Raw genomic sequence first — 26,074 nt, forward strand, 5'->3', positions numbered from 1 at the left:
TCTTAGTTTATAATCTTAACCGTTTGACCTTCTTTTACACTTCTTGCACCTTCTTGAATAATTTCATCATTGTTTTTTAATCCCGATAAAATTTCTATGACATCACCCTGAGTTTCTCCAGTTTCAATAATCACTTGTTTTGCAACTGCTTTATTATTCTCTTTATCTTCAAGAATATAAATGTATTGCTCTCCATCTGCATTTTCAGAAATAATGTTTTGCGGTATAAGAATAGCCTCTTTATTTGTGTAATCGTTAATTTTTAAACGCGCTGTTAAGTTTGGTTTTATTTGTTTTTCAGTCTTTGGAACTTCAATTTCAATTTTGAAAGTTCTGTTAGATGGGTTAATGTAATTTCCAGTTTGTCTTACTTTAGCTTGTACAGTTTCATTTAACACAGGGAAATTAACTTCTACTTTAGAGTCGTTAGAGATATTTGCTAAATAACGCTCTGGAACTTCGGTTTCAATATACATATCGTTTAAATTTACAATACGCATAATAGGAGTTTGTCCTGCTCCAACCACACTTCCTTGTTCTGTAATAACATCGTCTATCTCTCCACTAAAAGGCGCTGTAATTCTGGTTTTAGCTAATTGCTGGTTAATTTGATTTAATGCAGCCATTTGTCCGTCGTAAGTCGACTTGGCTTGTAAAAATTGTATTTCACTTCCAATTTTCTGGTCCCATAAACGTTTTTGACGCTCATAAGTGGTTTTAGCTAAATCTGCCTGAATTTGTAATTGTGCTTTTTGTTGTGATAATCCACCATCGTCTACTAAAGCAAGTAATTGACCTTTTCTTACTTTATCGCCTTCTTTTACATAGACTGAAGTTAAAATGCCAGACATTTCTGGAGTTAAAACTAGGTTTTGTTTGGTGGTTACATTTCCTTGTAATTCTACATAATGATTAAACTCTTCTGTCTTGGCTTTAAAGGTTGTAATTAAAGGCACATTTTTATCTGGATTAATCTCAGCTAAAGCCTCATCAATTTGTTTTAATTGCTGCTGTATGTTTTGTTGCTGGTCTACTAATTCTTGACGTTTAGTAGCAATGTCTTTGGTGTTTTTAGAATTTAAAACTGCTTCTAGGGATGCTTCTTGTTTATCGCCACCACAAGACCATAAAATAAGACTTAAAGTTACTAGTGTTATAATTTTTTTCATAATTCTTGTATTAGTAAGTTGATGTTTGGTTAGTTAATGTCTCAAGTTTTGCTTTCGCATTTAAAACATTTAACATAGTTTGTAAATACTCTTGTTGGGTTGTGTATAATTGAATTTGTGCTTGTCTTAAATCGAAACTGGTAGCAACTCCTTCAAAAAATTTAGTTTGATTTTTAGACTCAATACGTTGTGCAAGAGCAAGATTTTCTTTTTTATTTTCATAATCCTCAACAGCAAATTCATAATCGTTTTTAGCAGAATTGATTTGAAGCTGAAGTTTTTGTTCGGTTTCTATTAATTGTAATTCGGCTTTATCCAAGTTAATTTCGGCGCGTTGTGTTGCTGCACTTCTTCCTAAAGAGCTAAAAATTGGAATTTTTAAATTAACACCTAAAAGAGAAGAGGCAAACCATTTGTTGTCTTTATCCAAAAACACAAATTCATCTCCAAATGAAGAATAACCACCATTTAAAAAAGCACTTAAAGTTGGTAAGGCTTTGCTTTTCTCAAGCTTTACTAACAATTCCTTAGCAGTTTTATCATTTTGTGCAATTAAATAATCTATGGTAGAAGTAACTTCATTACTTCCATTTGTATCAAATAAAATATTTCGTTGAGTTAATGTTTCTAAATTATCGGTTAAAGTTATGCTGTAATTGTAAGGAATCCCTAGAGTCAAATTAAGCATTTGATAGGCTATAGTTTCTAATCGTTTGGTTTTATTCAACTGGTTTTTTACACCAGATAGTGTAATTTTTAACTGTTCTACACTTTCTTCTTCTTCAAAACCATTTTCATAGATTTTAGTAATATCAAAAAGGTTTTTTTCTAAAACTTCAATATTACTTTCAAGAATACTAATACTTTCTTGAGCCAATAATACATTGCCAAATGCATTTATAACACCTTCACGTACTTGTAAATCGGTTTTAATTTTTGCATTTTTAGATATTTCTAAGAACACTTTGGCCGATTGTAAACCCACTAAATATGTACCGTCAAAAATTTTCTGACTTAAAGTAGCGGTACCCGTAGCGGTTTGCTTCGCTCCAAAAATAACTTCAGCAAGTTCTCCTGGTTGTCCGCCAAAAAATTCTGCAGGAACCACAGACACCTGTTGTTTTAAAAAGTTTTGGTAGTTTACTTCGGCATTAATTTGTGGTAACCCTGTAGCTGTAGTCTCCCATTTTTGTTTTTCGGCAGCTGTGATATCCTTATTTGCTAGAATTGCATTTCTGTTATTTTGCAAAGCATAATCTATAGCCTCCTGCAAAGTAAAAGTGTTTGGAATATCTTGTTGCGCCACTACTTGTAAGCTCAACAAAACCAGACCAATAAATAGTAATTTACGCATGTTGTTGTGTTTGGTTTTTAATAAATTTTGTTAGTATTTTCATTCCTTTATCGGTAACTATCGCTCTTAAGTGGTATTCTAAATAGTATTCCATCAAATCATTCATTTTAAATAAAGTTGAAGGAAAAATAGTTTCGTCTTTTATGCCTGTCATTCCATTAAAATACATTCGTGATATAAATTCTACATTGATATTTTCTCTAAATACACCTGTATCTATACCATGTAATAAACTTCGGGTAACAGACTCATGCATTTTTTCAAATTGTTTAAAACGAAGCATTTCATAAACATCAACGTAATATTTTTTTAGTTGAAATTGAGGCGAAGCTTTTTCGTCTTTTAAATGTTGCATAACAAACATTTTAACTTCGTAGAGTTCTTCTATTGGATTAGCAGATCTTTCAAAAATACAATCAATACCACCACAAATGGTGTCGAATAAATGGATTGCTACGGCTTCAACCAGTTTGGTTTTATTTTTAAAATACACATATATGGTTTTCTTGGAAATCCCTAGTGCATTAGCGATGTCGTCCATAGTGACGCTTTTAAACCCATAGGTTAAAAATAAATCGGCAGACTTTATAACTATTTTTTCTTTCATAATTTGGTGCAAATATACGCAGGAAACTTTAATTGTTTTTAAAGTTTCCATTCATTTAATCTTTTTTTAACATTATTTTAATACGTTACAACAAAAGCTAAAGTGTTATTTTTGCCTTATGCAAACAACTCAATATTATCAAGAAGCATTTATCAATTATTTGAATGCATTTACCGTTAAGAGAGAACCATTAAATCTATACGAACCTGTAAATTATATTTTGCAATTAGGAGGTAAGCGCTTAAGACCTGTATTAACGCTTATGACAGCAGAAGTTTTTAATGCAGACTATAAAAAGGCATTGCCTGCAGCTCTTAGTGTAGAGGTATTCCATAATTTTTCTTTAGTTCATGACGATATTATGGATGCCGCACCATTGCGAAGAGGAAAAGAAACAGTGCATATAAAATGGGATACAAATACTGGAATTTTATCTGGTGATGCAATGCTTATTATGGCATATCAGTTGTTTGAATGCTATGAGCCACAAACGTTTCAGCAATTAGCTAAACTTTTTAGTAAAACAGCATTAGAAGTTTGCGAAGGACAGCAATATGATGTCGATTTTGAAACGCGACAAGATGTTACCATACCAGAATACTTAAAAATGATTGAGTATAAAACAGCTGTGTTGGTTGGTGCGGCTATGAAAATGGGTGCTATTGTAGCTAATGCTTCTAAAAGTGATCAAGAGGATATCTACAGTTTTGGACGCTTACTTGGTATTGCTTTTCAACTTCAAGACGATTATTTGGACGCTTTTGGAGATCCTAAAACTTTTGGAAAACAAGTTGGTGGTGATATTATAGAAAATAAGAAAACCTATTTGTATCTAAAAGCGTTGGAAACTTTAAATGATAAAGAAAAGGCAGAATTAACCTCTTTATTTAGTTCAGTTTTAGAAGATAATACATTTAAAATTGATCGTGTAAAGCAACTTTTCAAGAGCTCGGGTTCTGCAGAAGCAACTCAAGAAGCCATAAAAAAATATACTAATGATGCTTATAAGGTTTTGGAAAATTTAAGTATTTCGGAAAATAAAAAAGAACAACTTAAGGATTTCGGTCATGCTTTAATGAAGCGAACAGTTTAGCAAGTATGAATTTACCACAGACCTACGAAGCGTTATTTCAGGAGGCTGAACAGCTTGATTTATATAAGAAATTAGTGCTTCAGTTAAACAAAGATTTTTTATATGCAAATATAGATCTAGACTTTAGTGGAGACATTTTACCTTCCTCTTTAAAGTTTATCTTACATGAAACTGTTTATAAGTTGATTCAGGAAAAATTCGCAGAATATTTAAATCTACTTTATATTATAGATGTTTCTGAAGACAAAATAAAAAAATTAAATGGCGATGACACACTTAAGTTATCTGAAGAAGTTTCCTTTCTTATATTGCAACGCGAATGGCAAAAAGTGTGGTACAAGCAGAAATTTTCTAAAAATAAACTCTAATAAATGGTGTTAAGGCACTAGCGTAAACACTGCGGTTATCGTTGTAGAGCAAATCATATCTCAAACCAAGCGTAATATTATTGGTGCGGTAACCCGCTCCAACAAATAAGGCAGGTGCCCAATAATTATCATCTTCAAGTCCGCTAAAATTTCCTTCAAAACTCCTATTAACTCTTAATTGTTCTAATTCTGCAGAAAGTTGAATCTCTGGAATAGGATGAAATAGACCTAAAATACTACCGCCGTAAATATTAGATTTATATTGATTTTTTAACTGGTTATAAGTGTAGTTTAAGCTAACTCCAAGCGCAAATTGTTGGTTAAATTCATATATAGCACTAGGAGCTACTCCAAGAGTAAAAAAGTCGTTAGAGGTGCTTAAGCCTAAGCTACCTCCAAATCGAACATGCTCCCAAAAACTACTTTCTTGAGCAGATGAATTTATTTGAGCACTTACATTTAGAACAGAAAATAAGCTAATTGTAATAAGTGTTATTTGAAGTTTAAAATAGTTCACAAGGATAGGTTTTATAAAAAATTAGTTATAAATATAATAAAATAGATGCTGTTTTTGGTAAATGTTGTATTTTTGATTAAATTTTGTAGAAGCGAACACGCCAAGCACATTCTAATGGATAAATACTCCTTTTTAAACGCAGCCCACACAGCATACTTTGCTGATTTATACGACCAATATTTAAAAAACCCAGATTCTGTAGAACCTAGCTGGAGAGCCTTTTTTCAAGGTTACGACTTCGGTAGTGAAAACTATGGTTTTGATACGGAAATTGTAGATGGTGTCACCACTCAAATTCCAGAACATGTTCAAAAAGAATTTCAAGTTATTAAACTTATAGATGGTTATAGAAACAGAGGTCATTTGTTTACAAAAACCAATCCCGTTAGAGAGCGTCGTAAATATGCGCCTACTTTAGAGCTAGAAAACTTTGGTTTATCACAATCGGATTTAACTACGGTATTTAATGCAGGAGAAATTTTAGGGATTGGGTCACAATCTTTACAAGAAATTATCAACCATTTAGAACGTATTTATTGTGATTCTATTGGTGTAGAGTATATGTATATTAGAAAGCCTGAAGAAATAAAATATATTCAGGATAAATTAAATATTAACGACAATCAACCCAAATTTTCTTCAGACCAGAAGAAACATATATTAAAAAAATTAAACGAAGCCGTTTCCTTTGAAAGCTTTTTGCATACTAAATATGTTGGGCAAAAACGATTTTCTTTAGAAGGTGGAGAATCTTTAATTCCAGGTTTAGATGCTTTAATTGAAAAAGCAGCCGAGGTAGGTGTTAAAGAATTTGTTATGGGTATGGCTCACCGTGGTCGTTTAAGTACCTTAACAAATATATTTGGAAAATCGGCTAAAGATATCTTTAGTGAATTTGATGGTAAAGATTACGAACAAGAAGTCTTTGATGGTGATGTAAAATATCACTTAGGCTGGACAAGTGAACGTAATACCGAATCGGGTAAAGCTATAAAATTAAGTATTGCACCCAATCCATCTCACTTAGAAACAGTTGGAGCCGTAGTAGAAGGTATTGTTAGAGCAAAACAAGATAAACTATACAGCGACAATTTCAGCCAAGTGCTTCCTATTGTTGTTCATGGTGATGCAGCTATCGCCGGACAAGGGTTAGTTTACGAAATTGTACAAATGGCACAATTAGATGGCTACAAAACAAACGGAACTATTCACATAGTTGTAAATAATCAGGTTGGTTTTACTACCAATTATTTAGATGCACGTTCAAGTACTTACTGTACGGATATTGCAAAAGTAACGCTTTCTCCTGTGTTACACGTTAATGCAGACGATGCAGAAGCTGTGGTTCATGCCATGCTATTTGCTTTAGACTTTAGAATGAAGTTTAAGCGTGATGTGTTTATTGATTTATTAGGTTATAGAAAATATGGGCATAATGAAGGTGACGAACCTCGTTTTACCCAGCCGAAATTATATAAAGCTATTTCTAAACACGATAACCCACGAGATATTTACGCTCAAAAGCTTTTAGCAGAAAAAGTAATAGACTCGGGTTATGTAAAGCAGCTAGAAAACGATTATAAGTCTAAGTTAGAAGAGAATTTAGAAGATTCTCGTAAAGAAGATAAAACTGTAATTACACCATTCATGCAAAGTGAATGGGAAAACTTTGTTAGGGTTGATGAAACCGAAATGATGAAGGATGTAGATACAACAACTTCTAAAGAGACTTTAGAGCAAATTACTAAAGTCATTTCAAACTTACCTAAAGACAAGAAGTTTATTCGTAAAATTGAAAGATTAATAGAGTCTAGACAAACCATGTTTGAAGAAAACAAACTGGATTGGGCTATGGCAGAGCATTTAGCTTATGGAACTTTATTAAAAGAAGGTTATGATGTTCGTATCTCTGGACAAGATGTTGAGCGTGGTACATTCTCTCATAGACATGCAGTCGTTAAGGTAGAAGATAGCGAAGAAGAAATTGTACTTTTAAACCAATTAGGTGGTGAACAGGGACGATTCAATATATTTAATTCACTACTATCCGAATATGGTGTAGTTGGTTTTGATTATGGTTATGCTATGGCAAATCCAAAAGCCTTAACCATTTGGGAAGCTCAATTTGGAGATTTCAGTAATGGTGCTCAGATCATGATAGACCAGTATATTTCGGCTGGTGAAGATAAGTGGAAAACACAAAATGGTTTAGTCATGTTATTGCCTCACGGGTATGAAGGTCAAGGTGCAGAGCACTCTTCTGCTCGTATGGAGCGTTATTTACAGTTGTGTGCTAAGGATAATATGTTTGTAGCTAATTGTACAAGCCCAGCAAATATGTTTCATTTGTTAAGAAGACAAATGTTAATTAATTACCGTAAGCCTCTAATTGTGTTTACACCAAAAAGTTTGTTACGTCACCCGAAATGTGTATCTACTATAGAAGAATTTGCAGGCGGAACATTCCAGACTTTAATTAATGAAACTGAAATAAAACCAGAAGACACTAAAACTTTAGTCTTTGTGTCTGGTAAGTTTTATTACGATTTGTTAGAGGAAAGAGAAAACTTAAATAGAACAGATGTTGCTTTAGTAAGAGTAGAGCAGTTGTTTCCATTACCTATAGATAAAATCAAAGAGGTCTTAGAGCAATATAAAAATGTAGAAGATGTGGTGTGGGCTCAAGAAGAACCAAGAAATATGGGTGCTTATGCACATATACTTATGCATTTAGAAGAAGCAAAACAATTTAGAGCTGTTAGCAGAAGACCTTATGGCGCTCCTGCGGCAGGAAGTTCAACAAGGTCCAAGAGACGTCATAAAGAAGTTATTGATTATGTATTTGATGCTTCTAAGAACAATCAACGATAATAAAATCATAGAATTATGAAAAAAATCATCTTAATCTTAGCATTTTTAAGTCTTACAATTGGGTTCGCTCAAAATAAAAATACTACAGACGCTAAAACTGTGAAAGCTTACACACAAGCTTTTAATGAACAGAATTTTGAATCTATTTTAAATTTATATTCTGAAACATCAAAAAAAGCAACCTCATTAAATCGTATTAAATCTTACAACGAAAGACTTTTTAATACAACAGGGAAAATAAATACCATAAAATATTTAGGTAAAGATGCTAATGAATATCAGATGTATGAAGTTTCATTAGAAAAGTCTAAAGCAGATGCACTTAATTTACATATTAAATTGAATGCAAAACATGAAATAGAGGATATATCCTTCAATAAAAAATAAACTAATACAACATAAAATTATAGAATAATGATTTTAGAAATGAAAGTGCCTTCTCCAGGCGAGTCTATTACAGAAGTAGAAATAGCAGAATGGTTAGTAAAAGATGGTGATTATGTAGAGAAAGACCAAGCTATTGCTGAAGTAGATAGTGATAAAGCGACTCTAGAACTACCTGCAGAAGCGAGTGGAACTATAACTCTTAAAGCTGAAGAAGGTGATGCTGTTGAGGTTGGGCAAGTAGTTTGTTTAATTGATACAAGTGCAGAAGCTCCAGCAAGCTCAACTTATGAAGGAGGCGATGAAGGTGGAAACGAAAATGCTGAAGCCGATATAGCTAAAGATCAAAAAGAAACAAAAAATACAGAGCCTAAAGCACCAAATCCAGATCAAAGTGTAAAATCTTCTGGAATTGCCAGTCCTGCAGCTAAGAAAATTTTAGCAGAAAAAGGAATTGAGGCTACAGCGGTATCTGGTACAGGTAAAGATGGACGTGTAACAAAAGACGATGCAGTTAATGCAGTGCCAAGCATGGGAACTCCAACAGGTGGAAACCGTGGGACGTCTAGAAGTAAAATGTCTATGTTACGTCGTAAAGTTGCAGAGCGTTTAGTAGAAGCTAAAAATACAACTGCAATGTTAACCACATTTAATGAGGTTAATATGACGCCAATATTTAATTTACGTAATCAATATAAAGAAGAATTTAAATCTAAACATGGCGTAGGTTTAGGCTTTATGTCATTTTTTACTTTAGCAGTCGTTAGAGCTTTAAAATTATATCCTGCTGTAAATTCTATGATAGATGGTAAGGAAATGTTGTCTTACGATTTTGTAGATGTATCTATTGCGGTATCTGGACCTAAAGGTTTAATGGTTCCTGTAATACGTAATGCAGAAAATTTAAGTTTTAGAGGTGTAGAGGCAGAAGTAAAACGTTTGGCTTTACGTGCTCGTGACGGGCAAATTACGGTAGATGAAATGACTGGTGGTACATTTACTATTTCTAATGGTGGTGTATTTGGTAGTATGTTATCTACTCCTATTATAAATCCTCCACAAAGTGGAATTTTAGGGATGCATAATATTATCGAGCGTCCAATCGCTGTAGATGGTAAAGTAGAAATTCACCCAATGATGTATGTGGCATTATCTTATGACCATAGAATTATTGACGGGAAAGAATCTGTAGGATTCTTGGTAGCAGTTAAAGAGGCTTTAGAAAGCCCAGAAGAATTGCTGATGGATGGAAATATTAAAAAAGCTTTAGAGCTTTAAAATTTATAAAAGTTTAAAAAAGGTCTAATGTAAGTTAGGCCTTTTTTGTTTTTAGTTTAAGGTATAAATACTTCTGACTATAATCTATAATTGCTTTAGATTTCTTTAAAACATCGGCACCAATTATACCATCTACAGGTTGAGAATCGTGATTAATAAGTGCATTGTTTACATGACTTAAATCAAATAAAACAAGGGATAAATTGTTAAACTGCCACTTGCCAATTTTTAAAACATTTTTATTGGCGCTCTGTGTAAGCATATCGCTTGCGCCGGCTCCAGCAGCTTTAATTTGAGAGTCTTCAGCTAAAAGTTTAAAATATTCAATGTTGTCAAACCCAACACAAGAGCTTGAGGCACCTGTGTCCAGAATAAAACTACCAACAACACCATTAATAGTAGCTTTAAATTCTAAATGATTGGTAATGGTTTCTTTTAACTTAACTCTGGTGTAATTTTTAGATTCTAATAAGTCTTTTAAATCGTGATTCATAGTCTATAAAATTCGATATAAAAATACATTAAAATTAAGAGCTGTTTAAGGTAATTAAAGGATTTAACGAATAAAATTATCAAGAGAATAGCTATACCAAACTATGATTTTATATTTTTACTTCATGATAATTACAGACACACATACACATTTATATAGCGAAGCATTTTCCGAAGATCAAGATGAAATGATTCAAAGAGCATTAGATGCCAATGTTAAGCGTTTTTTTATACCGGCAATAGACTCTACGTACACCAAATCTATGTTGGATTTACAAAAAAAATATCCAGAACATGTATACTTAATGATGGGATTTCACCCCACGCATGTTAAAGAGAATTATCTGGATGAATTAGCTCATGTAGAAGAAATGCTAGAAACTCATAAGTTTTATGCAGTAGGCGAAATTGGTATTGATTTATATTGGGATAAAACGACTTTAGAGATACAGCAGAAGGCATTTAAACATCAGATAAAACTGGCTAAAAAATATAAATTACCCATAGTCATTCATTGCCGTGATGCGTTTGATGAGGTCTTTGAAGTATTAGAATCTGAAAAAGGAGATGATTTATTTGGTATTTTTCATTGCTTTACGGGCAATTTAGAACAGGCTAAACAAGCAATATCTTATAATATGGCATTAGGTATTGGTGGTGTGGTAACATTTAAAAATGGTAAAATAGATCAGTTTTTAAATGAAATTGATTTAAAACATATTGTTTTGGAAACAGATTCGCCATATTTGGCACCAAAACCTTTCAGAGGGAAACGTAACGAAAGTGCTTACATTGCAAATGTATTAGATAAATTAGCAGACATTTATTCGATTTCAGCTGAAACTATTGCCGACCTAACTACAGAAAATTCAAAAGCTATCTTTAAAATATAATTTATGACTCAAACGTCTTCAAAAATTTTACTTATTTATACAGGTGGAACCATTGGTATGATAAAAGATGCCGATACAGGTGCTTTAAGAGCTTTTGACTTTAATAATTTACTTTTGCGAATTCCAGAGTTAAAATTATTAGAATGTGATATAGAAACACTTTCTTTTGAAGAGCCTATAGATTCTAGTAATATGAATCCAGATTGCTGGATAGAAATTGCAGAAGTTATAGAATTAAATTATCATAAGTTTGACGGCTTCGTTATTCTGCATGGAAGTGATACCATGAGTTATTCGGCATCTGCTTTGAGCTTTATGCTAGAAAACCTAGGTAAACCAGTTATTTTTACAGGTTCTCAATTACCTATAGGAGATTTACGAACCGATGCCAAGGAAAATTTAATAACCTCAATTCAATTGGCGGCTCTTAAGAAAAATGACGCGCCAGTTATTAAAGAAGTAGGTCTATATTTTGAATATAAACTCTACCGAGGTAATAGAACAACCAAAATAAATGCTGAACATTTTGAGGCATTTGCAAGTTTAAATTATCCTGAATTGGCCGAGTCTGGAGTGCATTTAAAAGTAAATAAAAAACAGTTGTTTAAACCAGTTACTCATGATGGACTCATAGTTCATAAAACTCTAGAAACAAATATCGCTCTTGTAAAGTTGTTTCCAGGAATAACTGCTGAAGTTTTAACGAGTATATTTAACACTAAAGGATTAAAAGGAGTTATTTTAGAGACTTACGGGTCTGGAAACTGCTCAACAGAAAAATGGTTTTTAAGACTGTTAAAAAATGCCATAGAAAAAGATATAGCAATTATAAATGTAACCCAATGTTCTGGAGGAAGTGTAGCTATGGGACAATATGAGACTAGTGAAAAACTAACAAAAATTGGTCTTATATCTGGAAAAGATATTACAACTGAAGCTGCTTTATGCAAATTAATGTATTTGCTACCAAAACAATTAGATAAAGTAGCCTTTAAAACGGCATTTCAGAATGATTTAAGAGGAGAAATGTCTTAAACGGCACTTTTATGAAGACTTTAGCGTAAAAAGCAAATTTTAGTAAATTTGCTAAACCGCTACCTTATAGCCTAATAAATACGAGTAAGTTTATTTTAAGTAGGATTTAACATCAAAAAAAGCTGTATTTTTATTTTTGAACACAAATTTTTATATCTTTAGCACTTTAAATCAATAAAATTAAGAACAATTTAAGAACGACAACAATGAAAAGATTTTTTTCAATTTTAGCTATAACCTTATTAATGGCTATAGGATCAACAGTTAACGCAACAACAACGACTAGTTTAGCTACAACGGTTGCAACAATTCAAGATGATGCTTCACAAGATGATGCACCAGAAGAAAAATTAGGATTTCACCAAGAGCTTAAAAAGCGTTTTATTGAAGGTGGACCAGGATTTATGGGGATTGTATTATTATGTTTAATTCTAGGTTTAGCTATTGCTATTGAAAGAATTATCTTTTTAAATTTATCTACAACAAACACTAAGAAATTAACTCAAGATGTAGAAGATGCATTAAATTCTGGTGGTATTGAAGCGGCTAAAGAAGTATGTCGTAATACAAAAGGACCAGTTGCCTCTATTTACTACCAAGGTTTAGATAGAGCTAACGAAAGTTTAGATTCTGCTGAGAAAGCTGTTGTTGCTTACGGCGGAGTTCAAATGGGACAGTTAGAGAAAAACGTTTCTTGGATCTCTTTATTTATCGCATTAGCTCCAATGTTAGGGTTCATGGGTACAGTAATTGGTATGATTCAAGCATTCGATAAAATTGAAGCAGCAGGAGATATGCAACCATCTTTAGTAGCTGGAGGTATTAAAGTCGCTTTATTAACAACAGTATTTGGTTTAATTGTTGCAATTATCCTACAAATATTTTACAATTATATTATTGCTAAAATTGACAGTATCGTTAACGATATGGAAGATGCTTCTATTACGTTAATTGACATGTTAACTAAGTACAAAAAATAATATAATTTAAATTTAAACTCACGTTATGAATTCACAAAAAATAATTACTCTGGTTGCAGCCATAGTAGGCGTTATATCTATCGTCTTCTTAGGTTCAATCATTGGTGCTGGCGATGAGGCAGTAAAAGCTGGCGAGGCTAGCACTTCGGTTAATACATTTATGTATATTGCTTATGCAGTTTTAGCCATCACATTGGTTTTAGTTGTATTATTTACTTTAAAAAATGTATTTACAAATACTTCAGGACTAAAAAATACGTTAATAGGAGTAGGAGCATTTATCGTAGTACTTGTTATTGCTTATGCAGTTTCAGGTGGAGATACAATGACCTACAAGTATAACGGATTAGTAGCTACAAGCGGAGAATCTACAATGGTTGGCGCAGGATTAGTTGCTTTTTACATATTAATAGTAGTTGCTGCTGTCGCAATGATGTTAGGTGGCGCACGAAAAATGTTTAAATAATTATGGCAAAAAGATCAGCACCAGAAGTTAATGCAGGCTCTATGGCTGACATTGCCTTCTTATTACTAATTTTCTTCTTAGTGACTACAACTATTGAGGTAGATTCTGGTATAAATTCTAAATTACCACCAGATATTCCACCACCAGATGTAAAAATTAAGCAGAAAAATATTTTCACAGTAGAGATTAGTAAAGACAATCAACTACTAGTTGAAGAGAATTTAATGAAGATGAAAGACCTTAAGGCTGCCGCTATCGCATTTATTGACAATGGTGGAGGACAAGGTGATGCTGCATGTAGTTATTGTAGAGGTGCTAAAGACCCAGCATCTTCAGATAACCCTACAAAAGCAATTGTTTCTATTCAAAATAAAAGAGGAACGAGTTACGAAACGTTTATTACAGCTTACGACCAATTAGCTAGTGCGTATTCTGAATTAAGAAACAGATTAGCACAACAGTTATATAATCGTAGTTTTGATGAGATGGATAAATCTTATAATGACACGAAATCTTCTGAGTTTAAGAGTGAAAAGCTTAAAGCTAAAATAGATAACATTAAGGATAAATATCCTCGAATCATCTCTAAAGCAGAACCTAAATAAAAAACAGATTATGTCAAAATTTAAAAAGAAAGGTAACAATGAGTTACCAGCTATTTCTACAGCATCTTTACCAGATATTGTATTTATGCTTTTATTCTTCTTTATGGTGGCAACTGTAATGAGAGATAACAGCTTAAAAATTAAAAATAACTTACCTTCTGCTAAAGAAGTTGAAAAACTTGACAAAAAGAATTTGGTAATGTTTATTTATGCTGGAGCTCCAAGTGATGCTTATAAAAATGCAGGTGATGAGCCACGTATTCAGTTAAATGATAAATTTGCAGACGTTAAAGATATCGCTGCTTTTATTGCTGCTGAAAGAGCCACAAAACGTGAAGAGGAAATACCTCTTTTAACTACTGCATTAAAAGTCGATAAAGAAACCAATATGGGATTAGTATCAGACATTGAGCAGGAATTACGTAAAGTCAATGCATTAAAATTAAATTACACTACAAAAAAAGGTAGTGCTTTAAAATAATTTAATTTATCTTAATTTTATAAAAAGACGTTTTGTGTATGCAAAGCGTCTTTTGTTTTTAAAATAGTACTCCTATGCTTAAACCACTTTTTTTAAGTTTTTGTTTTTCTTTTTTATCATTACATCTTTTAAAAGCTCAAGATGAGATTGTCAAGGATAGTGTTATTGATACTAAATATAGGGAAGATCAATTTTATTTGGGAGCTACGTACAACGTCCTTATTAATAAGCCAGATGGTGTTACACAAAGTGGTTTTTCAATTGGTTTACATTTGGGGTTTATAAGGGATTTCCCTATTAATAATGCACGTACAAAAGCTATTGGTGTAGGCTTAGGCTTGTCTACTAATTCATATAACCAAAACTTACTTATTAGTGATAATAATGAGGAGATTGAATTTTCAGTTTTAGATGGCTCACAAGTCGATTTTAGTAAAAATAAATTTTTCACTCATTTAATCGAAATGCCTATTGAATTTAGATGGCGTAATTCATCTGCTACAAACTACAAGTTTTGGAGAATTTATGGCGGTTTTAAGTTTGGTTATATGTTTAGAAACGGAACTAATTTTAAAGGCGATTTAGGCACTATTAAAATTATTAATAGTGATGTATTCAATAAGCTGCAATATGGTTTAACGCTTAGTACAGGCTATAATACGTGGAACTTCCATGTGTATTATGGTTTAAACACTTTGTTTAAAGATCAAGTGATAGCTAAACAAACAAGTTTGGATATGTCCGAGATTAGAGTAGGTTTAATGTTTTACTTGCTTTAACTAAAACCAATAATTTATCACAATAATCTGTGGTATAATTCCAATAAAACAGCCAACTATCAGTTCTAAGTTGCTATGTGCCTTTAGATGTATTCTTGAGGTGGCTATTGCTCCGGTTATAATAAACATTAAGGCAATAGTGCCATTAATATTTATACTGTATTCTATAGCTATCATTAAAAAAAACGTGAATATGCCAGTGATAGCTGTCATATGTAAGCTTGCTCTAAATTTTAGAAGAGCTAAAATGAAACAGGTAATGGTAGACATTAGTATGGCTACAAAGAAAAAGTGTAACTCAATAATTTGATGGTTAGGAAAGATTCGAAACAGTATAATTATAAGAATCCCACAATTAATAGCTAAAGGCAAACTCCTTTCCTTAACATCTTTTAAATAAATGCTCTGTGCTTTTCCTAAAGTTTTTAGTAAGAAAAAGACTAAAATGGGTAAGGCTATAGTTAAAATACTTAAAGCTATAAGTTTATTAAAAATAAGCTCTTGAGGTAAATGTCTTGGCGATTTTGAAAAATAGAATACAACGCCAATTAAAGGCATAAATAAAGGATGGAAAATAAAGGAAATACTTTTTAAAAGGAAATTCATTAAATTTTCTTTCTTAATCGTGCAACTGGTAAGTCTAATTGTTCTCTATATTTAGCAACAGTTCTTCGAGCAATTGGATAACCTTTTTCTTTTAATATTTTAGCCAAAGCTTCATCGGTTAAAGGTTTTTTCTTGTTTTCATTTTCAACTACAGTTTCCAGAATTTTTTTAATTTCTCGTGTAGATACTTCTTCACCTTTATCATTTGTCATAGACTCACTAAAAAACTCTTTAATTAGTTTAGTGCCATAAGGTGTATCAACATATTTACTATTAGCTACCCGAGATACCGTAGAAACGTCCATATCAATTTCGTCTGCAATATCTTTTAGAATCATTGGTCTAAGCTTTCGCTCATCGCCTGTAAGGAAGTATTCTTTCTGATAATGCATAATTGCACTCATTGTAACAAAAAGTGTCTGCTGGCGTTGTCTAATGGCTTCTATAAACCATTTTGCAGCATCTAATTTTTGTTTTATAAATTGAACAGCGTCTTTTTGAGCTTTAGATTTCTCTTTACTTTCCTTATAACCCTTCATCATGTTACTGTATTCTCGGGATACATGAAGTTCTGGCGCATTACGTCCGTTTAGTGTTAACTCTAACTCACCATCTACAATTTTTATAGCAAAATCTGGTACTACATGCTCCACCATACGGTTATTTCCCGCATACGAACCACCAGGTTTTGGGTTTAAGCGCTCAATTTCATGAATAGCATCTCTAAGTTGCTCTTCGTTTATATTGAATTTGGCTATTAATTTTTTGTAATGCTTTTTAGTAAACTGATCAAAAGTTTCATCTATAATCCGAATAGCAAGTTCTATTTCAGGTGTTTTTTCTTTTCTGTGAAGCTGAATACTTAAACATTCCTGTAAGTTTCTTGCTCCAACACCAGCAGGATCTAGCTGATGAACAATTTTTAAAATATTATTAACCGTTGAAGAATCTGTATAAACACTTTGGGTAAAAGCTAAATCATCTACAATATCTTCTAAATCCCGACGAATGTATCCGCTATCATCCACACTTCCCACTAAAAATTCAGCAATTTGATATGCTTCTTCACCAAGTGTAAACGTATTTAACTGGTTAATTAAATGTTGTGTAAATGAAGTTCCTGCAGCATAAGGCATTGTTTTTTCCTCATCGTCGCTGCTATAGTTATTAACGCTTGTTTTATAATCTGGAATATCGTCGTCACTTAAATAATCGTCTACATTAATATCATCTGCTTCGATGGTTTCATTATCGTTATAGTCGTCTTGCGTGTTATCAAAGTCATCAAACTCGTCTACAATTTCTTCTTTGCCACTATCTAAAGCAGGATTTTCTTCTAATTCTTGTTTTAAACGTTGTTCAAACTCTTGCGTTGGTAACTGTATCAGTTTCATTAACTGAATTTGTTGTGGCGAGAGCTTTTGCGAAAGTTTAAATTGTAAAAATTGTTTTAACATAGGGGTTTTAGTAAAAGACTAAAATAAAAAAAACAATCTACATAACAGGAGTTGTGTAGATTGTTTTAAGAGTAATTTATGTATTATTTACTATTAATCTAAATAGACCAATAATTTAAAATTCCGCATTTTGAGGCGTTCTTGGATAAGGGATTACATCTCTAATATTAGTCATTCCAGTTACGAACATAACCAAACGTTCAAAACCTAAACCAAATCCAGAGTGTACTGCAGTACCATACTTACGTAAATCTAGGTACCACCATAACTCTTCTTCAGAAATATCCAAAACTGCCATTTTTTCTTTTAAAACATCTAAGCGTTCTTCACGTTGAGAGCCACCTACAATTTCTCCAATACCAGGAAACAAAATATCCATAGCTCTAACGGTTTTTCCATCTTCATTTAAACGCATATAAAACGCTTTAATGTTAGCAGGATAATCGAATAAAATGACAGGACACTTAAAGTGTTTTTCTACTAAGAAACGTTCGTGTTCCGATTGTAAATCGGCTCCCCATTCTTCAATTAAATAATTAAATTTCTTTTTCTTATTAGGTTTAGAATTTCTTAAAATATCAATTGCTTCGGTATAACTTACACGTTTAAAGTTATTTTCGACTACAAAATTTAATTTTTCAATTAAACTTAATTCGTTACGTTCTGCTTGAGGTTTTGTTTTGTCTTCATCTAAAAGACGATTATTTAAAAACTCGATATCGTCTTTGTTATGTTCTAAAACATAGTTAATAACAGATTTCATAAAATCTTCAGCCAAATCCATATTTCCAGCTAAATCCATAAAAGCAACTTCAGGTTCAATCATCCAGAATTCAGATAAGTGACGTGACGTGTTTGAATTTTCTGCTCTAAACGTTGGACCAAAAGTGTATACTTTTCCTAAAGACATGGCATAAGTTTCAGCTTCTAACTGACCAGAAACGGTTAAGTTAGTGTCTTTTCCAAAGAAATTTTTAGAATGATCAACCTCACCAGATTCTGTTAATGGTGGGTTTTTCTGGTCTAATGTACTTACACGAAACATTTCACCAGCACCTTCAGCATCACTACCCGTAATAATTGGTGTGTGCATGTAGTTAAAACCATTATCGTTAAAATATTTGTGTACCGCAAAAGATAATGATGAACGTAAGCGCATTACAGCACTAAATGTATTTGTTCTTGTGCGTAAATGTGCATTTTCTCTTAAAAACTCAAAAGAGTGTTTTTTAGGTTGAATAGGATAGGTTTCCGGATCTGAATCTCCTAAAATCTCCAGTTTTTTTACATTTATTTCAACATTTTGTCCTTTCCCTTGACTTTCGATTAACTCACCAGTTATACTTACCGCAGCTCCTGTAGTTATTCGTTTTAAAATGGATTCATCGGTGTTTTCAAAATCGACCACACATTGAATGTTGTGTAATGAAGATCCATCATTTAAGGCAATAAATCTGTTAGCTCTAAATGTTCTTACCCAACCTTTAATTTCAACATGTTCTAAAGGTTGACTTTTTAATAATTGTGAGATATTTAGTGTTTTCATAAATGTGTTAAAAATATAATTATTTTAATATATCGTTTTCCTCTGCGTCATCATCTTCAGCAGGAATGATATTTATAGAAGGTTCTTTAAAGACTTCTTTATTAGCTATACTACGTTCTAAAGATAATAGTAAAGATGGTAATAGTAATAAATTGGATAGCATGGCAAACAGTAGGGTTACCGATACTAATGCGCCTAAAGCTACTGTGCCACCAAAACTAGAAATGGTAAATACAGAGAAGCCGAAAAATAAGACAATAGAAGTATAAAACATACTTACGCCAGTTTCTCTTAAAGCGGCGTACACCGAACGTTTGATACGCCAGTTATTAGCTAGTAATTCTTGACGGTATTTTGCTAAAAAGTGAATGGTATCATCAACCGAAATTCCAAAAGCAATACTAAACACTAATATGGTTGATGGTTTTATTGGTACTCCTAAATAGCCCATTAACCCTGCTGTAACTACTAATGGCAATAAGTTTGGGATTAGAGATACAATAATCATTCTGGCTGACCTAAACATAAATGCCATAAACAAAGCAATTAAAACGACTGCTAAGCTTAAAGATAATGCAAGGTTTTTAACCAAGTAAGTTGTTCCTTTCTGGAAAACGAGCGCTTTACCTGTCATGATTACATCGTAGCGTTCTTCAGGAAAAAGCTTATATATTTCGGTTTGGATGTTTTCTTCGATTGTTTTCATTTTATCCGTACCAATATCTTTCATGAAGGTTGTAATACGGGCATATTGTCCTGTACTATCCACAAAATTACTTAAAAGATTAGCATCTGTAGCTCCAGAATTTTTTACGTATTGTAAGATAAAAGTATTCTCTTGGCTAGAAGGTAAATCGTAATATTCAGGATTTCCGTTATAATAAGCTTGTTTGGCATATTTAACCAGGCTAACTACAGAAACAGGTTTAGATAACTCAGGAATTTCATTTATAAATTCCTCGAGCTCATTCATGCGTTTAAGCGTAGCTAGTTTCATAACCCCTTTTTTACGCTTGGTATCAATCATAATTTCTACAGGCATTACCCCATCAAACTCTTCTTCAAAGAAGCGAATATCTTCAAAAAACTCGGTTTTTTTAGGCATGTCTTCTATAAGACTTCCTGATATTTTTATTTGAAAAATACCAATAATTGACGTCACAATTAATACAAAAGCGATACTGTAAATGGCAATACGTCGTTCTTTGACCATACGTTCCATCCAGTCCACAAATGCCCCAATCCATCGTTTATTTAAATGGTTTAAGTGTCTTGGTTTTGGATACGGTAAAAAGGTATAAAGTATAGGTATTATTAATAAGCATAAAATAAAAATAGCTATAATACTTAAAGACGCTACAACACCAAATTCCTTTAAAAGTTTGCTTTCTGTAATTATAAACGTAGCAAAACCAGATGCGGTTGTTACATTAGTCATTAACGTAGCGTTACCCACTTTTGTAATAACACGTTGTAAAGACTTTACTTTATTACCATGAAGCTTTACTTCATGTTGGTATTTATTTATTAAAAAGATACAATTAGGAATACCAATTACGATGATTAATGGTGGAATAAGTGCTGTTAAAACAGTAATTTCGTAGTGAAGTAAGCCAAGGAAGCCTAATGTCCACATCACACCAATACATACTACAATTAGCGATATAATGGTTGCTCTAAATGATCTAAAAAAGAAAAAGAAAATTAGTGATGTAACAAAAAGTGCAGCAGCAACAAATAAACCAATTTCATCTACAATATTTTGAGCATTTAGGGTACGGATATACGGCATCCCCGAGATACGCACGTTAACCTTATAAGTTTCTTCAAACGCCTTTATTTTTGGTAAAAGATCATCTATAATAAAATCTTTTCTGGCTTGAGTATTAACAATATCTTTCTTTAAATAAATAGCCGATCTAATGGTTTTAACTTCGGCGTTATTGAATAAAAAATTATCGTAAAATGGATATTTCTCAAATAAATCGCCTTTAAGCCGATTTAATTCCTGCTGTGTTTTAACCGAATCTTTTATAAAAGGTTGAACGTCAAACTTTTTTAATTCGTTATTTTTTATAAGTTTTTGAAGGTCTTTTATGGAGACTACAGAAGCAACACTTGGGTTGTTTTTAAAGTTTTGAGCTAAATTGTTCCAAGCATTTAAGGTTTCTACTGTATACAGTTTATTATCTTTTATACCAAGAATAACCAAGTTTCCTTCTTCTCCAAAAACATCTAAGAAATTATTGTAAGTTAAATTAACTTCATGTTCGTCTGGTAAAAGGTTGGCTTCAGTATAGGTAAAGCGCATGTGTTTCCATTGCGTGCTTAATAACAAAGTTATTAATACAACAAAAATAAGGATGCCAATTTTATTTCTTAAGATAAGTCTAGCAAGAACATCCCAGAAATTTTTCGAAAAAAGTTTTAACATATCGCTTTAAAAAACAGCGCAAAGGTAGTTAAATCCTTATAAATTTAAAGACTAAATTGGAGATTATAATGTAATGTTAAATGTAAATTTTATGGCAATATTATCTTCTTCTAAAGGTAAGTGGTAAGCTCCATAACGATAGGTGGTACTTAAGCCAAAGCCAAAAAGTAATTTGTTTAACTCGAAACCCGCTTCAGTATAACCATGCTCTAAGGTACCAAAGTCTATACCATCATGTCTATTAATGTTTTTCATGTTACCAATTGCTAAACGATTAATAAGAACCAATTGAGGATTAAATTTTTTTCCAAAATGAAAAGGCTCAAAATAATGTTTAAAGATTAATGTAGAAAAGCGGTCTGAGAAAAACTCATTAAAATACATGGTTTCAAAACTATTAATCCCAGCAACAGAAAAACGTTGCCCTATAGTTTCTTTGTTTATGTTATTTGGGTAAGCATGATACATATCTGTAATTGGAGTATCTCCATGAGCATATCCTGCAGTAAATGTTAGTATAGAGAAAGATTCTGGTTCGTTGTAATCAAACTTTTGGACAACTCTTAAATCGGTTTTAGAGAAATTAAAATCGGCATCAAATACATTTTTAAAACTCTTTGTGTATTGCAGAGTGAATTTTGGAAATCCATCTTTTGTAATTTTTTTGGTTTCAGGGTCAATCTCCGTAAATGGCATCCATTGTAGTGCTAATTTACCAATAGATGTTCCAAAATCACGATAATCTTTGCCGTCTAACACATAAGTATAGCCATATTTTGGTTCAATATTATTTACAGAAACCTGAAATTCAGAAAGTAATTTGGGTAAAATTTCATGCTCAACAGTAACTTTATTAGATACATGTCTATGAAATAGGCTAATGTTTAAAAGTCTAGGTTCAAAAAATTGAAAGAAGCGTTTATCTAAGATAAATTGAGTGCTTCCTGTTTCGGTTAAATCGTCTGTGTAGGAATAGTTAATCCAAGTGTTAGTGTCTTCGGCAACTTTATAACCGCCACCAACACTATACTTAATAGTTTTATCTACAAAACCGTAAACAATATAGCTATTAATTCTAAATTTTTTTGAAAACTCATCATTTGTGATTCCACCAATTCCACTTCTAAACCCTTCGTACTGATTGTATTTTACTAAATATCTTAAATCGAATTTAAATAATTTAGAAGGTAAAAATCCTTGACCTATTTCTTTTAATAAATTTACACGTTTTATAGAATCATTAATAGGCGTTTCCGTCTGGGCTTGAAGCGATAAACCAAACAAAACAAAAACAACAAATATTAATTTTCTAATCATGTAATATATAAGTGCTAAAAAAGTAAAAAGTTAAAAAAAAGCGACTTTCAAGTCGCTTCTAATTATACGGTCATAATTTCTTTTTCTTTTACGCCAAGCGTATCATCGATGAGTTTTATATAACTATCTGTTAACTTTTGAACATCATCTTCGGCGTTTTTTTGTAAGTCTTCAGAAATATCGTCTAAATTTTTAATTTCGTTGTTGGCATCTTTACGTGCATTACGTACACCAACTTTAGCATCTTCTGCTTCTGCTTTAGCCTGTTTAGCTAAATCACGACGTCTTTCTTCAGTTAAAGGTGGAACGCTAATAATAATCATGTCTCCATTATTCATTGGATTGAAGCCTAAATTAGCTATCATGATAGCTTTTTCAATAGGCTGCATCATGTTTTTTTCCCAAGGTTGTACGGTAATGGTTCTTCCATCTGGGGTGTTTACATTCGCTACCTGAGATAATGGGGTTTGAGACCCATAATAATCGACCATCACACTTCCTAACATGGCAGGACTTGCTTTACCAGCTCTAATATTAACAAATTGTTTTTCTAAATGCTTTATGGCAGCAATCATAGATTCTTTGGTAGAATCAAGTATAAATTTAATATCGTCGTTCATTTTTTATAATCTTTAATTAGCTAGATTTATCCAAAAATTAAGCCAAAGCTTAAAAGTTAACTTCTGTACCAATAGTTTCTCCAGAAACAACCTTTAACAAGTTCCCTGGTGTATTCATATCAAAAACAATAATAGGCAGGTTGTTTTCCTGACTTAGTGTAAATGCAGTAGTGTCCATAACTTTTAAGCCTTTACGTAAGACATCGTCAAAAGTAATATGGTCAAATTTAACTGCTGTAGTGTCTTTTTCTGGATCTACATTATAGATTCCATCAACTCTTGTTCCTTTTAATATCACATCAGCTTCAATTTCTATAGCTCTTAATACTGCTGCAGAATCTGTTGTGAAGTAAGGGTTTCCTGTGCCGCCACCAAATATAACTACACGACCTTTACTTAAGTGATTCATTGCTTTACGTCTAATAAAAGGCTCTGCAACTTCATCTATTTTAATAGCAGTTTGCAGTCTGGTTTGTATACCAGCATCTTCCAGTGCACTTTGTAATGCCAAACCATTAATAACGGTTGCTAGCATCCCCATATGGTCGCCCTGTACACGATCCATACCATTACTGGCACCAGCTACACCTCTAAATATGTTTCCGCCTCCAATAACTATAGCAACTTCAACACCTTGATCGGTAATGGTTTTTATGTCTTGAGCGTATTCCGATAAACGTTCTGGATCTATACCATATTGGCGTTTTCCCATTAAAGCCTCTCCAGATAATTTTAAAAGAATTCTCTTATATTTCATAATGTGAGTTATTGTGTTGCAAAACTACATATTTTTTTAATAATTGAATTTAATATTTTGCTAACTTTTTAAATGAAAAAAGCCACCAACTCCAAAAAGAGTGGTGGCTTTATATAAAAAGGTGTATTATATTATCCTAAAGAAACACGTTTGAAGTCTAAAACTTCAACACCTTCACCAGCTACATATTCTGCAACGGTTTTCTTTTCGTCTTTAATAAATTTCTGATCTAATAAACACTGCTCTTGGTCTAAAGTAGTGTTGTCAGACACGAAACGCTCCATTTTTCCTGGTAAAATATTACCCCAGATTTTTTCTGGTTTACCTTCTGCAGCTAATTGCGCTTTAGCATCTTCTTCTGCTTTAGCCATAACTTCAGGAGTTAATTGAGACATAGAGATGTATTGAGGTACATTTTTTAATGGTTTCCCTAAACGACCTAATTCTTCATTGTCTTTTTCAATCACTGCAATACGAGCTTCAGTTTCAGAAGCTACATAAGCAGGATCAAAACCTTTATAAGATAAAGACGTTGCACCCATAGAAGCAACTTGCATCGCTACATCTTTAGCAACACCTTCGTTCTCTTTGTTTAATCCAACTAATGCACCAATTTTATTGATGTGTACGTAAGATCCAACGTATGGAGCATTTAATTTTTCAAAAGCATTAATTTCTAATTTTTCACCTACTACACCAGTTTGTTCAACTAGTTTTTCAGCTACGGTCATACCACCGAAATCTGCTTTTAAGAAGTCCTCTTTAGTATCGTAATTGATAGCGATATCTGCAAATTGACTAGCTAATTCTAAGAAAGATTCATTTTTACCAACGAAATCTGTTTCACAACCTAATACAATTGCAACACCAGAAGTGTTATCGTCGTTAATCTTAATAGCAGCAGCTCCTTCAGAAGAATCTCTGTCTGCTCTTTTTTCAGCAACTTTTTGACCTTTTTTACGTAAAACGTCAATTGCTTTATCAAAATCACCTCCAGCTTCAACTAAAGCTTTTTTACAGTCCATCATACCTGCACCAGTTGCTTGTCTAAGCTTATTTACTTCTGCTGCTGAAATTTTTACTTCACTCATTATGCGTATAATTTAAAAAAAGTCGTTTAAAATGTTTCTGCAAAGAAAAAGATTAAACGACTTTATAAGGTTTCGTAATTGTTAATTATTCTTCTTCGTTTGCTGCTACTGCTTTCGCTTTTTTAGCAGGCTTATCTGCTTTAGCAGCATCTTTGTCTGCTTTAGCCGCTTTACGCTCATTTAATCCGCTTGTTACAGCTTCAGTTACATGAGTTAAAACTTTATCTATTGATTTAGAAGCATCATCATTTGATGGTATTACGTAATCCACTTCACGAGGATCTGAATTAGTATCTACCATTGCAAAAATAGGAATGTTTAATTTCTGAGCTTCTTTAATTGCAATATGTTCACGTTTAATATCGATAACAAACAAAGCACCTGGTAAACGAGTCATATCTGCTATAGAACCTAAGTTTTTCTCTAACTTAGCTCTAAGACGATCTACTTGTAAACGTTCTTTTTTAGAAAGTGTGTTAAACGTTCCGTCTTTCTTCATTCTATCAATTGTAGACATTTTTTTAATTGCCTTACGAATTGTAACGAAGTTAGTTAACATACCACCTGGCCATCTTTCTGTGATGTAAGGCATGTTGATGTTACCTGCTTTTTCAGCAACGATATCTTTTGCTTGTTTCTTAGTTGCAACAAATAAAATTTTACGACCTGAAGCTGCTATTTTAGCTAATGCTTCTCCAGCTTCGTCAATTTTAGCTGCGGTTTTATATAGGTTAATGATATGGATACCATTACGCTCCATATAAATGTAAGGAGCCATGTTTGGATCCCATTTACGAGTCAAGTGACCAAAATGTACACCTGCTTCTAATAATTCTTTTACTTCTACTGCCATTTTGTAATAGTTTACGTTCTG

26 protein-coding genes are annotated in these 26,074 nt (G+C 32.5%); 12 read left to right on the plus strand and 14 right to left on the minus strand.

Annotated features, from left to right (window positions below):
* Nucleotides 1-2: 2 nt before the first annotated feature.
* Genes C7H52_RS04595 through C7H52_RS04605 form a run of 3 tightly spaced genes read right to left on the minus strand, consistent with a single transcriptional unit; the run spans nucleotide 3 to nucleotide 3,130 of the window.
* Nucleotides 3-1,169, minus strand: coding sequence for an efflux RND transporter periplasmic adaptor subunit (locus tag C7H52_RS04595; protein WP_106462707.1), 1,167 nt, complete (start codon nucleotides 1,167-1,169; stop codon nucleotides 3-5).
* A gap of 10 nt (nucleotides 1,170-1,179) precedes the next feature.
* A complete protein-coding gene (locus C7H52_RS04600) occupies nucleotides 1,180-2,523 on the minus strand; it encodes a TolC family protein (RefSeq protein ID WP_106462708.1) in 1,344 nt (447 codons plus the stop codon).
* The gene (locus C7H52_RS04605) at nucleotides 2,516-3,130 is read right to left on the minus strand and encodes a TetR/AcrR family transcriptional regulator (protein WP_106462709.1); all 615 of its coding nucleotides are present in this window, start codon (nucleotides 3,128-3,130) and stop codon (nucleotides 2,516-2,518) included. The genes C7H52_RS04600 and C7H52_RS04605 overlap by 8 nt, the downstream gene beginning before the upstream one ends.
* A gap of 118 nt (nucleotides 3,131-3,248) precedes the next feature.
* On the opposite strand from C7H52_RS04605, the gene C7H52_RS04610 reads away from it, so the two are divergent.
* Together C7H52_RS04610 and C7H52_RS04615 are read left to right on the plus strand one after the other, a co-directional pair.
* Nucleotides 3,249-4,223, plus strand: a complete 975-nt coding sequence (locus C7H52_RS04610) for a polyprenyl synthetase family protein (protein WP_106462710.1) — start codon at nucleotides 3,249-3,251, stop codon at nucleotides 4,221-4,223.
* 5 nt (nucleotides 4,224-4,228) lie between these two features.
* Nucleotides 4,229-4,591: a hypothetical protein gene (locus C7H52_RS04615; RefSeq protein WP_106462711.1), complete on the plus strand. Its 363-nt coding sequence runs from the start codon at nucleotides 4,229-4,231 to the stop codon at nucleotides 4,589-4,591.
* Here C7H52_RS04615 and C7H52_RS04620 read toward each other — a convergent pair.
* The gene (locus tag C7H52_RS04620) at nucleotides 4,575-5,108 is read right to left on the minus strand and encodes an alpha-ketoglutarate decarboxylase (protein ID WP_245918535.1); all 534 of its coding nucleotides are present in this window, start codon (nucleotides 5,106-5,108) and stop codon (nucleotides 4,575-4,577) included. The two genes, C7H52_RS04615 and C7H52_RS04620, sit on opposite strands and share 17 nt — an antisense overlap.
* A 114-nt stretch (nucleotides 5,109-5,222) precedes the next feature.
* Between C7H52_RS04620 and C7H52_RS04625 the strand changes: the two genes are divergently transcribed.
* From C7H52_RS04625 to odhB, 3 genes are read left to right on the plus strand one after another with little or no spacing between them, the layout of a single operon-like run.
* Nucleotides 5,223-7,979 (plus strand): 2-oxoglutarate dehydrogenase E1 component, encoded by a 2,757-nt coding sequence (locus C7H52_RS04625; protein WP_106462712.1) that lies wholly within the window; start codon nucleotides 5,223-5,225, stop codon nucleotides 7,977-7,979.
* Nucleotides 7,980-7,994: 15 nt separating this feature from the next.
* A complete protein-coding gene (locus tag C7H52_RS04630; protein ID WP_106462713.1) occupies nucleotides 7,995-8,366 on the plus strand; it encodes a hypothetical protein in 372 nt (123 codons plus the stop codon).
* 27 nt (nucleotides 8,367-8,393) lie between these two features.
* Nucleotides 8,394-9,641: a 2-oxoglutarate dehydrogenase complex dihydrolipoyllysine-residue succinyltransferase gene (odhB, locus tag C7H52_RS04635; RefSeq protein ID WP_106462714.1), complete on the plus strand. Its 1,248-nt coding sequence runs from the start codon at nucleotides 8,394-8,396 to the stop codon at nucleotides 9,639-9,641.
* 34 nt (nucleotides 9,642-9,675) lie between these two features.
* Here the strand turns inward: odhB and C7H52_RS04640 are convergent, their stop codons facing one another.
* Complete coding sequence (locus C7H52_RS04640) at nucleotides 9,676-10,134, minus strand: retropepsin-like aspartic protease (RefSeq protein WP_106462715.1); 459 nt, start codon at nucleotides 10,132-10,134, stop codon at nucleotides 9,676-9,678.
* Nucleotides 10,135-10,258: 124 nt separating this feature from the next.
* On the opposite strand from C7H52_RS04640, the gene C7H52_RS04645 reads away from it, so the two are divergent.
* From C7H52_RS04645 to C7H52_RS04675, 7 genes are all read left to right on the plus strand, one after another.
* Complete coding sequence (locus C7H52_RS04645) at nucleotides 10,259-11,026, plus strand: TatD family hydrolase (RefSeq protein WP_106462716.1); 768 nt, start codon at nucleotides 10,259-10,261, stop codon at nucleotides 11,024-11,026.
* Between the two features lie 3 nt (nucleotides 11,027-11,029).
* A complete protein-coding gene (locus C7H52_RS04650; RefSeq protein WP_106462717.1) occupies nucleotides 11,030-12,061 on the plus strand; it encodes an asparaginase in 1,032 nt (343 codons plus the stop codon).
* A 206-nt stretch (nucleotides 12,062-12,267) separates the two neighbouring features.
* Nucleotides 12,268-13,041, plus strand: coding sequence for a MotA/TolQ/ExbB proton channel family protein (locus tag C7H52_RS04655; RefSeq protein ID WP_106462718.1), 774 nt, complete (start codon nucleotides 12,268-12,270; stop codon nucleotides 13,039-13,041).
* A gap of 25 nt (nucleotides 13,042-13,066) precedes the next feature.
* A complete protein-coding gene (locus C7H52_RS04660) occupies nucleotides 13,067-13,507 on the plus strand; it encodes a hypothetical protein (protein ID WP_106462719.1) in 441 nt (146 codons plus the stop codon).
* Nucleotides 13,508-13,509: 2 nt separating this feature from the next.
* A complete protein-coding gene (locus C7H52_RS04665) occupies nucleotides 13,510-14,112 on the plus strand; it encodes an ExbD/TolR family protein (RefSeq protein ID WP_106462720.1) in 603 nt (200 codons plus the stop codon).
* Nucleotides 14,113-14,122: 10 nt separating this feature from the next.
* Complete coding sequence (locus tag C7H52_RS04670; RefSeq protein ID WP_106462721.1) at nucleotides 14,123-14,593, plus strand: ExbD/TolR family protein; 471 nt, start codon at nucleotides 14,123-14,125, stop codon at nucleotides 14,591-14,593.
* A gap of 74 nt (nucleotides 14,594-14,667) precedes the next feature.
* Entirely contained in the window at nucleotides 14,668-15,372 is a 705-nt protein-coding gene (locus C7H52_RS04675; protein WP_106462722.1) for a porin family protein, read from the plus strand.
* Here C7H52_RS04675 and C7H52_RS04680 read toward each other — a convergent pair whose 3' ends face one another.
* The 9 genes from C7H52_RS04680 to rpsB all read right to left on the minus strand — a co-directional run bounded on the left by C7H52_RS04680 (nucleotide 15,373) and on the right by rpsB (nucleotide 26,053).
* On the minus strand, nucleotides 15,373-15,978 hold the full coding sequence (locus C7H52_RS04680) for a hypothetical protein (protein WP_106462723.1): 606 nt from the start codon (nucleotides 15,976-15,978) through the stop codon (nucleotides 15,373-15,375). It lies immediately after the preceding gene.
* A complete protein-coding gene (gene rpoN, locus C7H52_RS04685) occupies nucleotides 15,978-17,435 on the minus strand; it encodes an RNA polymerase factor sigma-54 (protein WP_106462724.1) in 1,458 nt (485 codons plus the stop codon). The genes C7H52_RS04680 and rpoN overlap by 1 nt, the downstream gene beginning before the upstream one ends.
* Nucleotides 17,436-17,550: 115 nt before the next feature.
* Nucleotides 17,551-18,981 (minus strand): asparagine--tRNA ligase, encoded by a 1,431-nt coding sequence (gene asnS / locus C7H52_RS04690; RefSeq protein ID WP_106462725.1) that lies wholly within the window; start codon nucleotides 18,979-18,981, stop codon nucleotides 17,551-17,553.
* 19 nt (nucleotides 18,982-19,000) lie between these two features.
* Nucleotides 19,001-21,415: an efflux RND transporter permease subunit gene (locus tag C7H52_RS04695; RefSeq protein WP_106462726.1), complete on the minus strand. Its 2,415-nt coding sequence runs from the start codon at nucleotides 21,413-21,415 to the stop codon at nucleotides 19,001-19,003.
* Nucleotides 21,416-21,478: 63 nt separating this feature from the next.
* On the minus strand, nucleotides 21,479-22,732 hold the full coding sequence (locus C7H52_RS04700; protein WP_106462727.1) for a hypothetical protein: 1,254 nt from the start codon (nucleotides 22,730-22,732) through the stop codon (nucleotides 21,479-21,481).
* 62 nt (nucleotides 22,733-22,794) lie between these two features.
* Nucleotides 22,795-23,352: a ribosome recycling factor gene (gene frr, locus C7H52_RS04705; protein WP_106462728.1), complete on the minus strand. Its 558-nt coding sequence runs from the start codon at nucleotides 23,350-23,352 to the stop codon at nucleotides 22,795-22,797.
* 49 nt (nucleotides 23,353-23,401) lie between these two features.
* Entirely contained in the window at nucleotides 23,402-24,109 is a 708-nt protein-coding gene (gene pyrH / locus C7H52_RS04710; protein WP_106462729.1) for a UMP kinase, read from the minus strand.
* A 131-nt stretch (nucleotides 24,110-24,240) separates the two neighbouring features.
* Nucleotides 24,241-25,200, minus strand: coding sequence for a translation elongation factor Ts (gene tsf, locus C7H52_RS04715; protein WP_106462730.1), 960 nt, complete (start codon nucleotides 25,198-25,200; stop codon nucleotides 24,241-24,243).
* Nucleotides 25,201-25,285: 85 nt separating this feature from the next.
* Nucleotides 25,286-26,053: a 30S ribosomal protein S2 gene (gene rpsB, locus C7H52_RS04720; RefSeq protein WP_106462731.1), complete on the minus strand. Its 768-nt coding sequence runs from the start codon at nucleotides 26,051-26,053 to the stop codon at nucleotides 25,286-25,288.
* Between the last annotated feature and the right edge of the window lie 21 nt (nucleotides 26,054-26,074).

The sequence above is a fragment of the Aurantibacter aestuarii genome, assembly GCF_003008425.1.
GTDB lineage: Bacteria > Bacteroidota > Bacteroidia > Flavobacteriales > Flavobacteriaceae > Aurantibacter > Aurantibacter aestuarii.

What these genes read in the sequence shown, in the direction of transcription:
- C7H52_RS04595 (WP_106462707.1), bottom strand. Translation starts at nt 1,169, where the DNA reads ATGAAAAAAATTATAACACTAGTAACTTTAAGTCTTATTTTATGGTCT.
- C7H52_RS04600 (WP_106462708.1), bottom strand. Translation starts at nt 2,523, where the DNA reads ATGCGTAAATTACTATTTATTGGTCTGGTTTTGTTGAGCTTACAAGTA.
- C7H52_RS04605 (WP_106462709.1), bottom strand. Translation starts at nt 3,130, where the DNA reads ATGAAAGAAAAAATAGTTATAAAGTCTGCCGATTTATTTTTAACCTAT.
- C7H52_RS04610 (WP_106462710.1), top strand. Translation starts at nt 3,249, where the DNA reads ATGCAAACAACTCAATATTATCAAGAAGCATTTATCAATTATTTGAAT.
- C7H52_RS04615 (WP_106462711.1), top strand. Translation starts at nt 4,229, where the DNA reads ATGAATTTACCACAGACCTACGAAGCGTTATTTCAGGAGGCTGAACAG.
- C7H52_RS04625 (WP_106462712.1), top strand. Translation starts at nt 5,223, where the DNA reads ATGGATAAATACTCCTTTTTAAACGCAGCCCACACAGCATACTTTGCT.
- C7H52_RS04630 (WP_106462713.1), top strand. Translation starts at nt 7,995, where the DNA reads ATGAAAAAAATCATCTTAATCTTAGCATTTTTAAGTCTTACAATTGGG.
- odhB (WP_106462714.1), top strand. Translation starts at nt 8,394, where the DNA reads ATGATTTTAGAAATGAAAGTGCCTTCTCCAGGCGAGTCTATTACAGAA.
- C7H52_RS04640 (WP_106462715.1), bottom strand. Translation starts at nt 10,134, where the DNA reads ATGAATCACGATTTAAAAGACTTATTAGAATCTAAAAATTACACCAGA.
- C7H52_RS04645 (WP_106462716.1), top strand. Translation starts at nt 10,259, where the DNA reads ATGATAATTACAGACACACATACACATTTATATAGCGAAGCATTTTCC.
- C7H52_RS04650 (WP_106462717.1), top strand. Translation starts at nt 11,030, where the DNA reads ATGACTCAAACGTCTTCAAAAATTTTACTTATTTATACAGGTGGAACC.
- C7H52_RS04655 (WP_106462718.1), top strand. Translation starts at nt 12,268, where the DNA reads ATGAAAAGATTTTTTTCAATTTTAGCTATAACCTTATTAATGGCTATA.
- C7H52_RS04660 (WP_106462719.1), top strand. Translation starts at nt 13,067, where the DNA reads ATGAATTCACAAAAAATAATTACTCTGGTTGCAGCCATAGTAGGCGTT.
- C7H52_RS04665 (WP_106462720.1), top strand. Translation starts at nt 13,510, where the DNA reads ATGGCAAAAAGATCAGCACCAGAAGTTAATGCAGGCTCTATGGCTGAC.
- C7H52_RS04670 (WP_106462721.1), top strand. Translation starts at nt 14,123, where the DNA reads ATGTCAAAATTTAAAAAGAAAGGTAACAATGAGTTACCAGCTATTTCT.
- C7H52_RS04675 (WP_106462722.1), top strand. Translation starts at nt 14,668, where the DNA reads ATGCTTAAACCACTTTTTTTAAGTTTTTGTTTTTCTTTTTTATCATTA.
- C7H52_RS04680 (WP_106462723.1), bottom strand. Translation starts at nt 15,978, where the DNA reads ATGAATTTCCTTTTAAAAAGTATTTCCTTTATTTTCCATCCTTTATTT.
- rpoN (WP_106462724.1), bottom strand. Translation starts at nt 17,435, where the DNA reads ATGTTAAAACAATTTTTACAATTTAAACTTTCGCAAAAGCTCTCGCCA.
- asnS (WP_106462725.1), bottom strand. Translation starts at nt 18,981, where the DNA reads ATGAAAACACTAAATATCTCACAATTATTAAAAAGTCAACCTTTAGAA.
- C7H52_RS04695 (WP_106462726.1), bottom strand. Translation starts at nt 21,415, where the DNA reads ATGTTAAAACTTTTTTCGAAAAATTTCTGGGATGTTCTTGCTAGACTT.
- C7H52_RS04700 (WP_106462727.1), bottom strand. Translation starts at nt 22,732, where the DNA reads ATGATTAGAAAATTAATATTTGTTGTTTTTGTTTTGTTTGGTTTATCG.
- frr (WP_106462728.1), bottom strand. Translation starts at nt 23,352, where the DNA reads ATGAACGACGATATTAAATTTATACTTGATTCTACCAAAGAATCTATG.
- pyrH (WP_106462729.1), bottom strand. Translation starts at nt 24,109, where the DNA reads ATGAAATATAAGAGAATTCTTTTAAAATTATCTGGAGAGGCTTTAATG.
- tsf (WP_106462730.1), bottom strand. Translation starts at nt 25,200, where the DNA reads ATGAGTGAAGTAAAAATTTCAGCAGCAGAAGTAAATAAGCTTAGACAA.
- rpsB (WP_106462731.1), bottom strand. Translation starts at nt 26,053, where the DNA reads ATGGCAGTAGAAGTAAAAGAATTATTAGAAGCAGGTGTACATTTTGGT.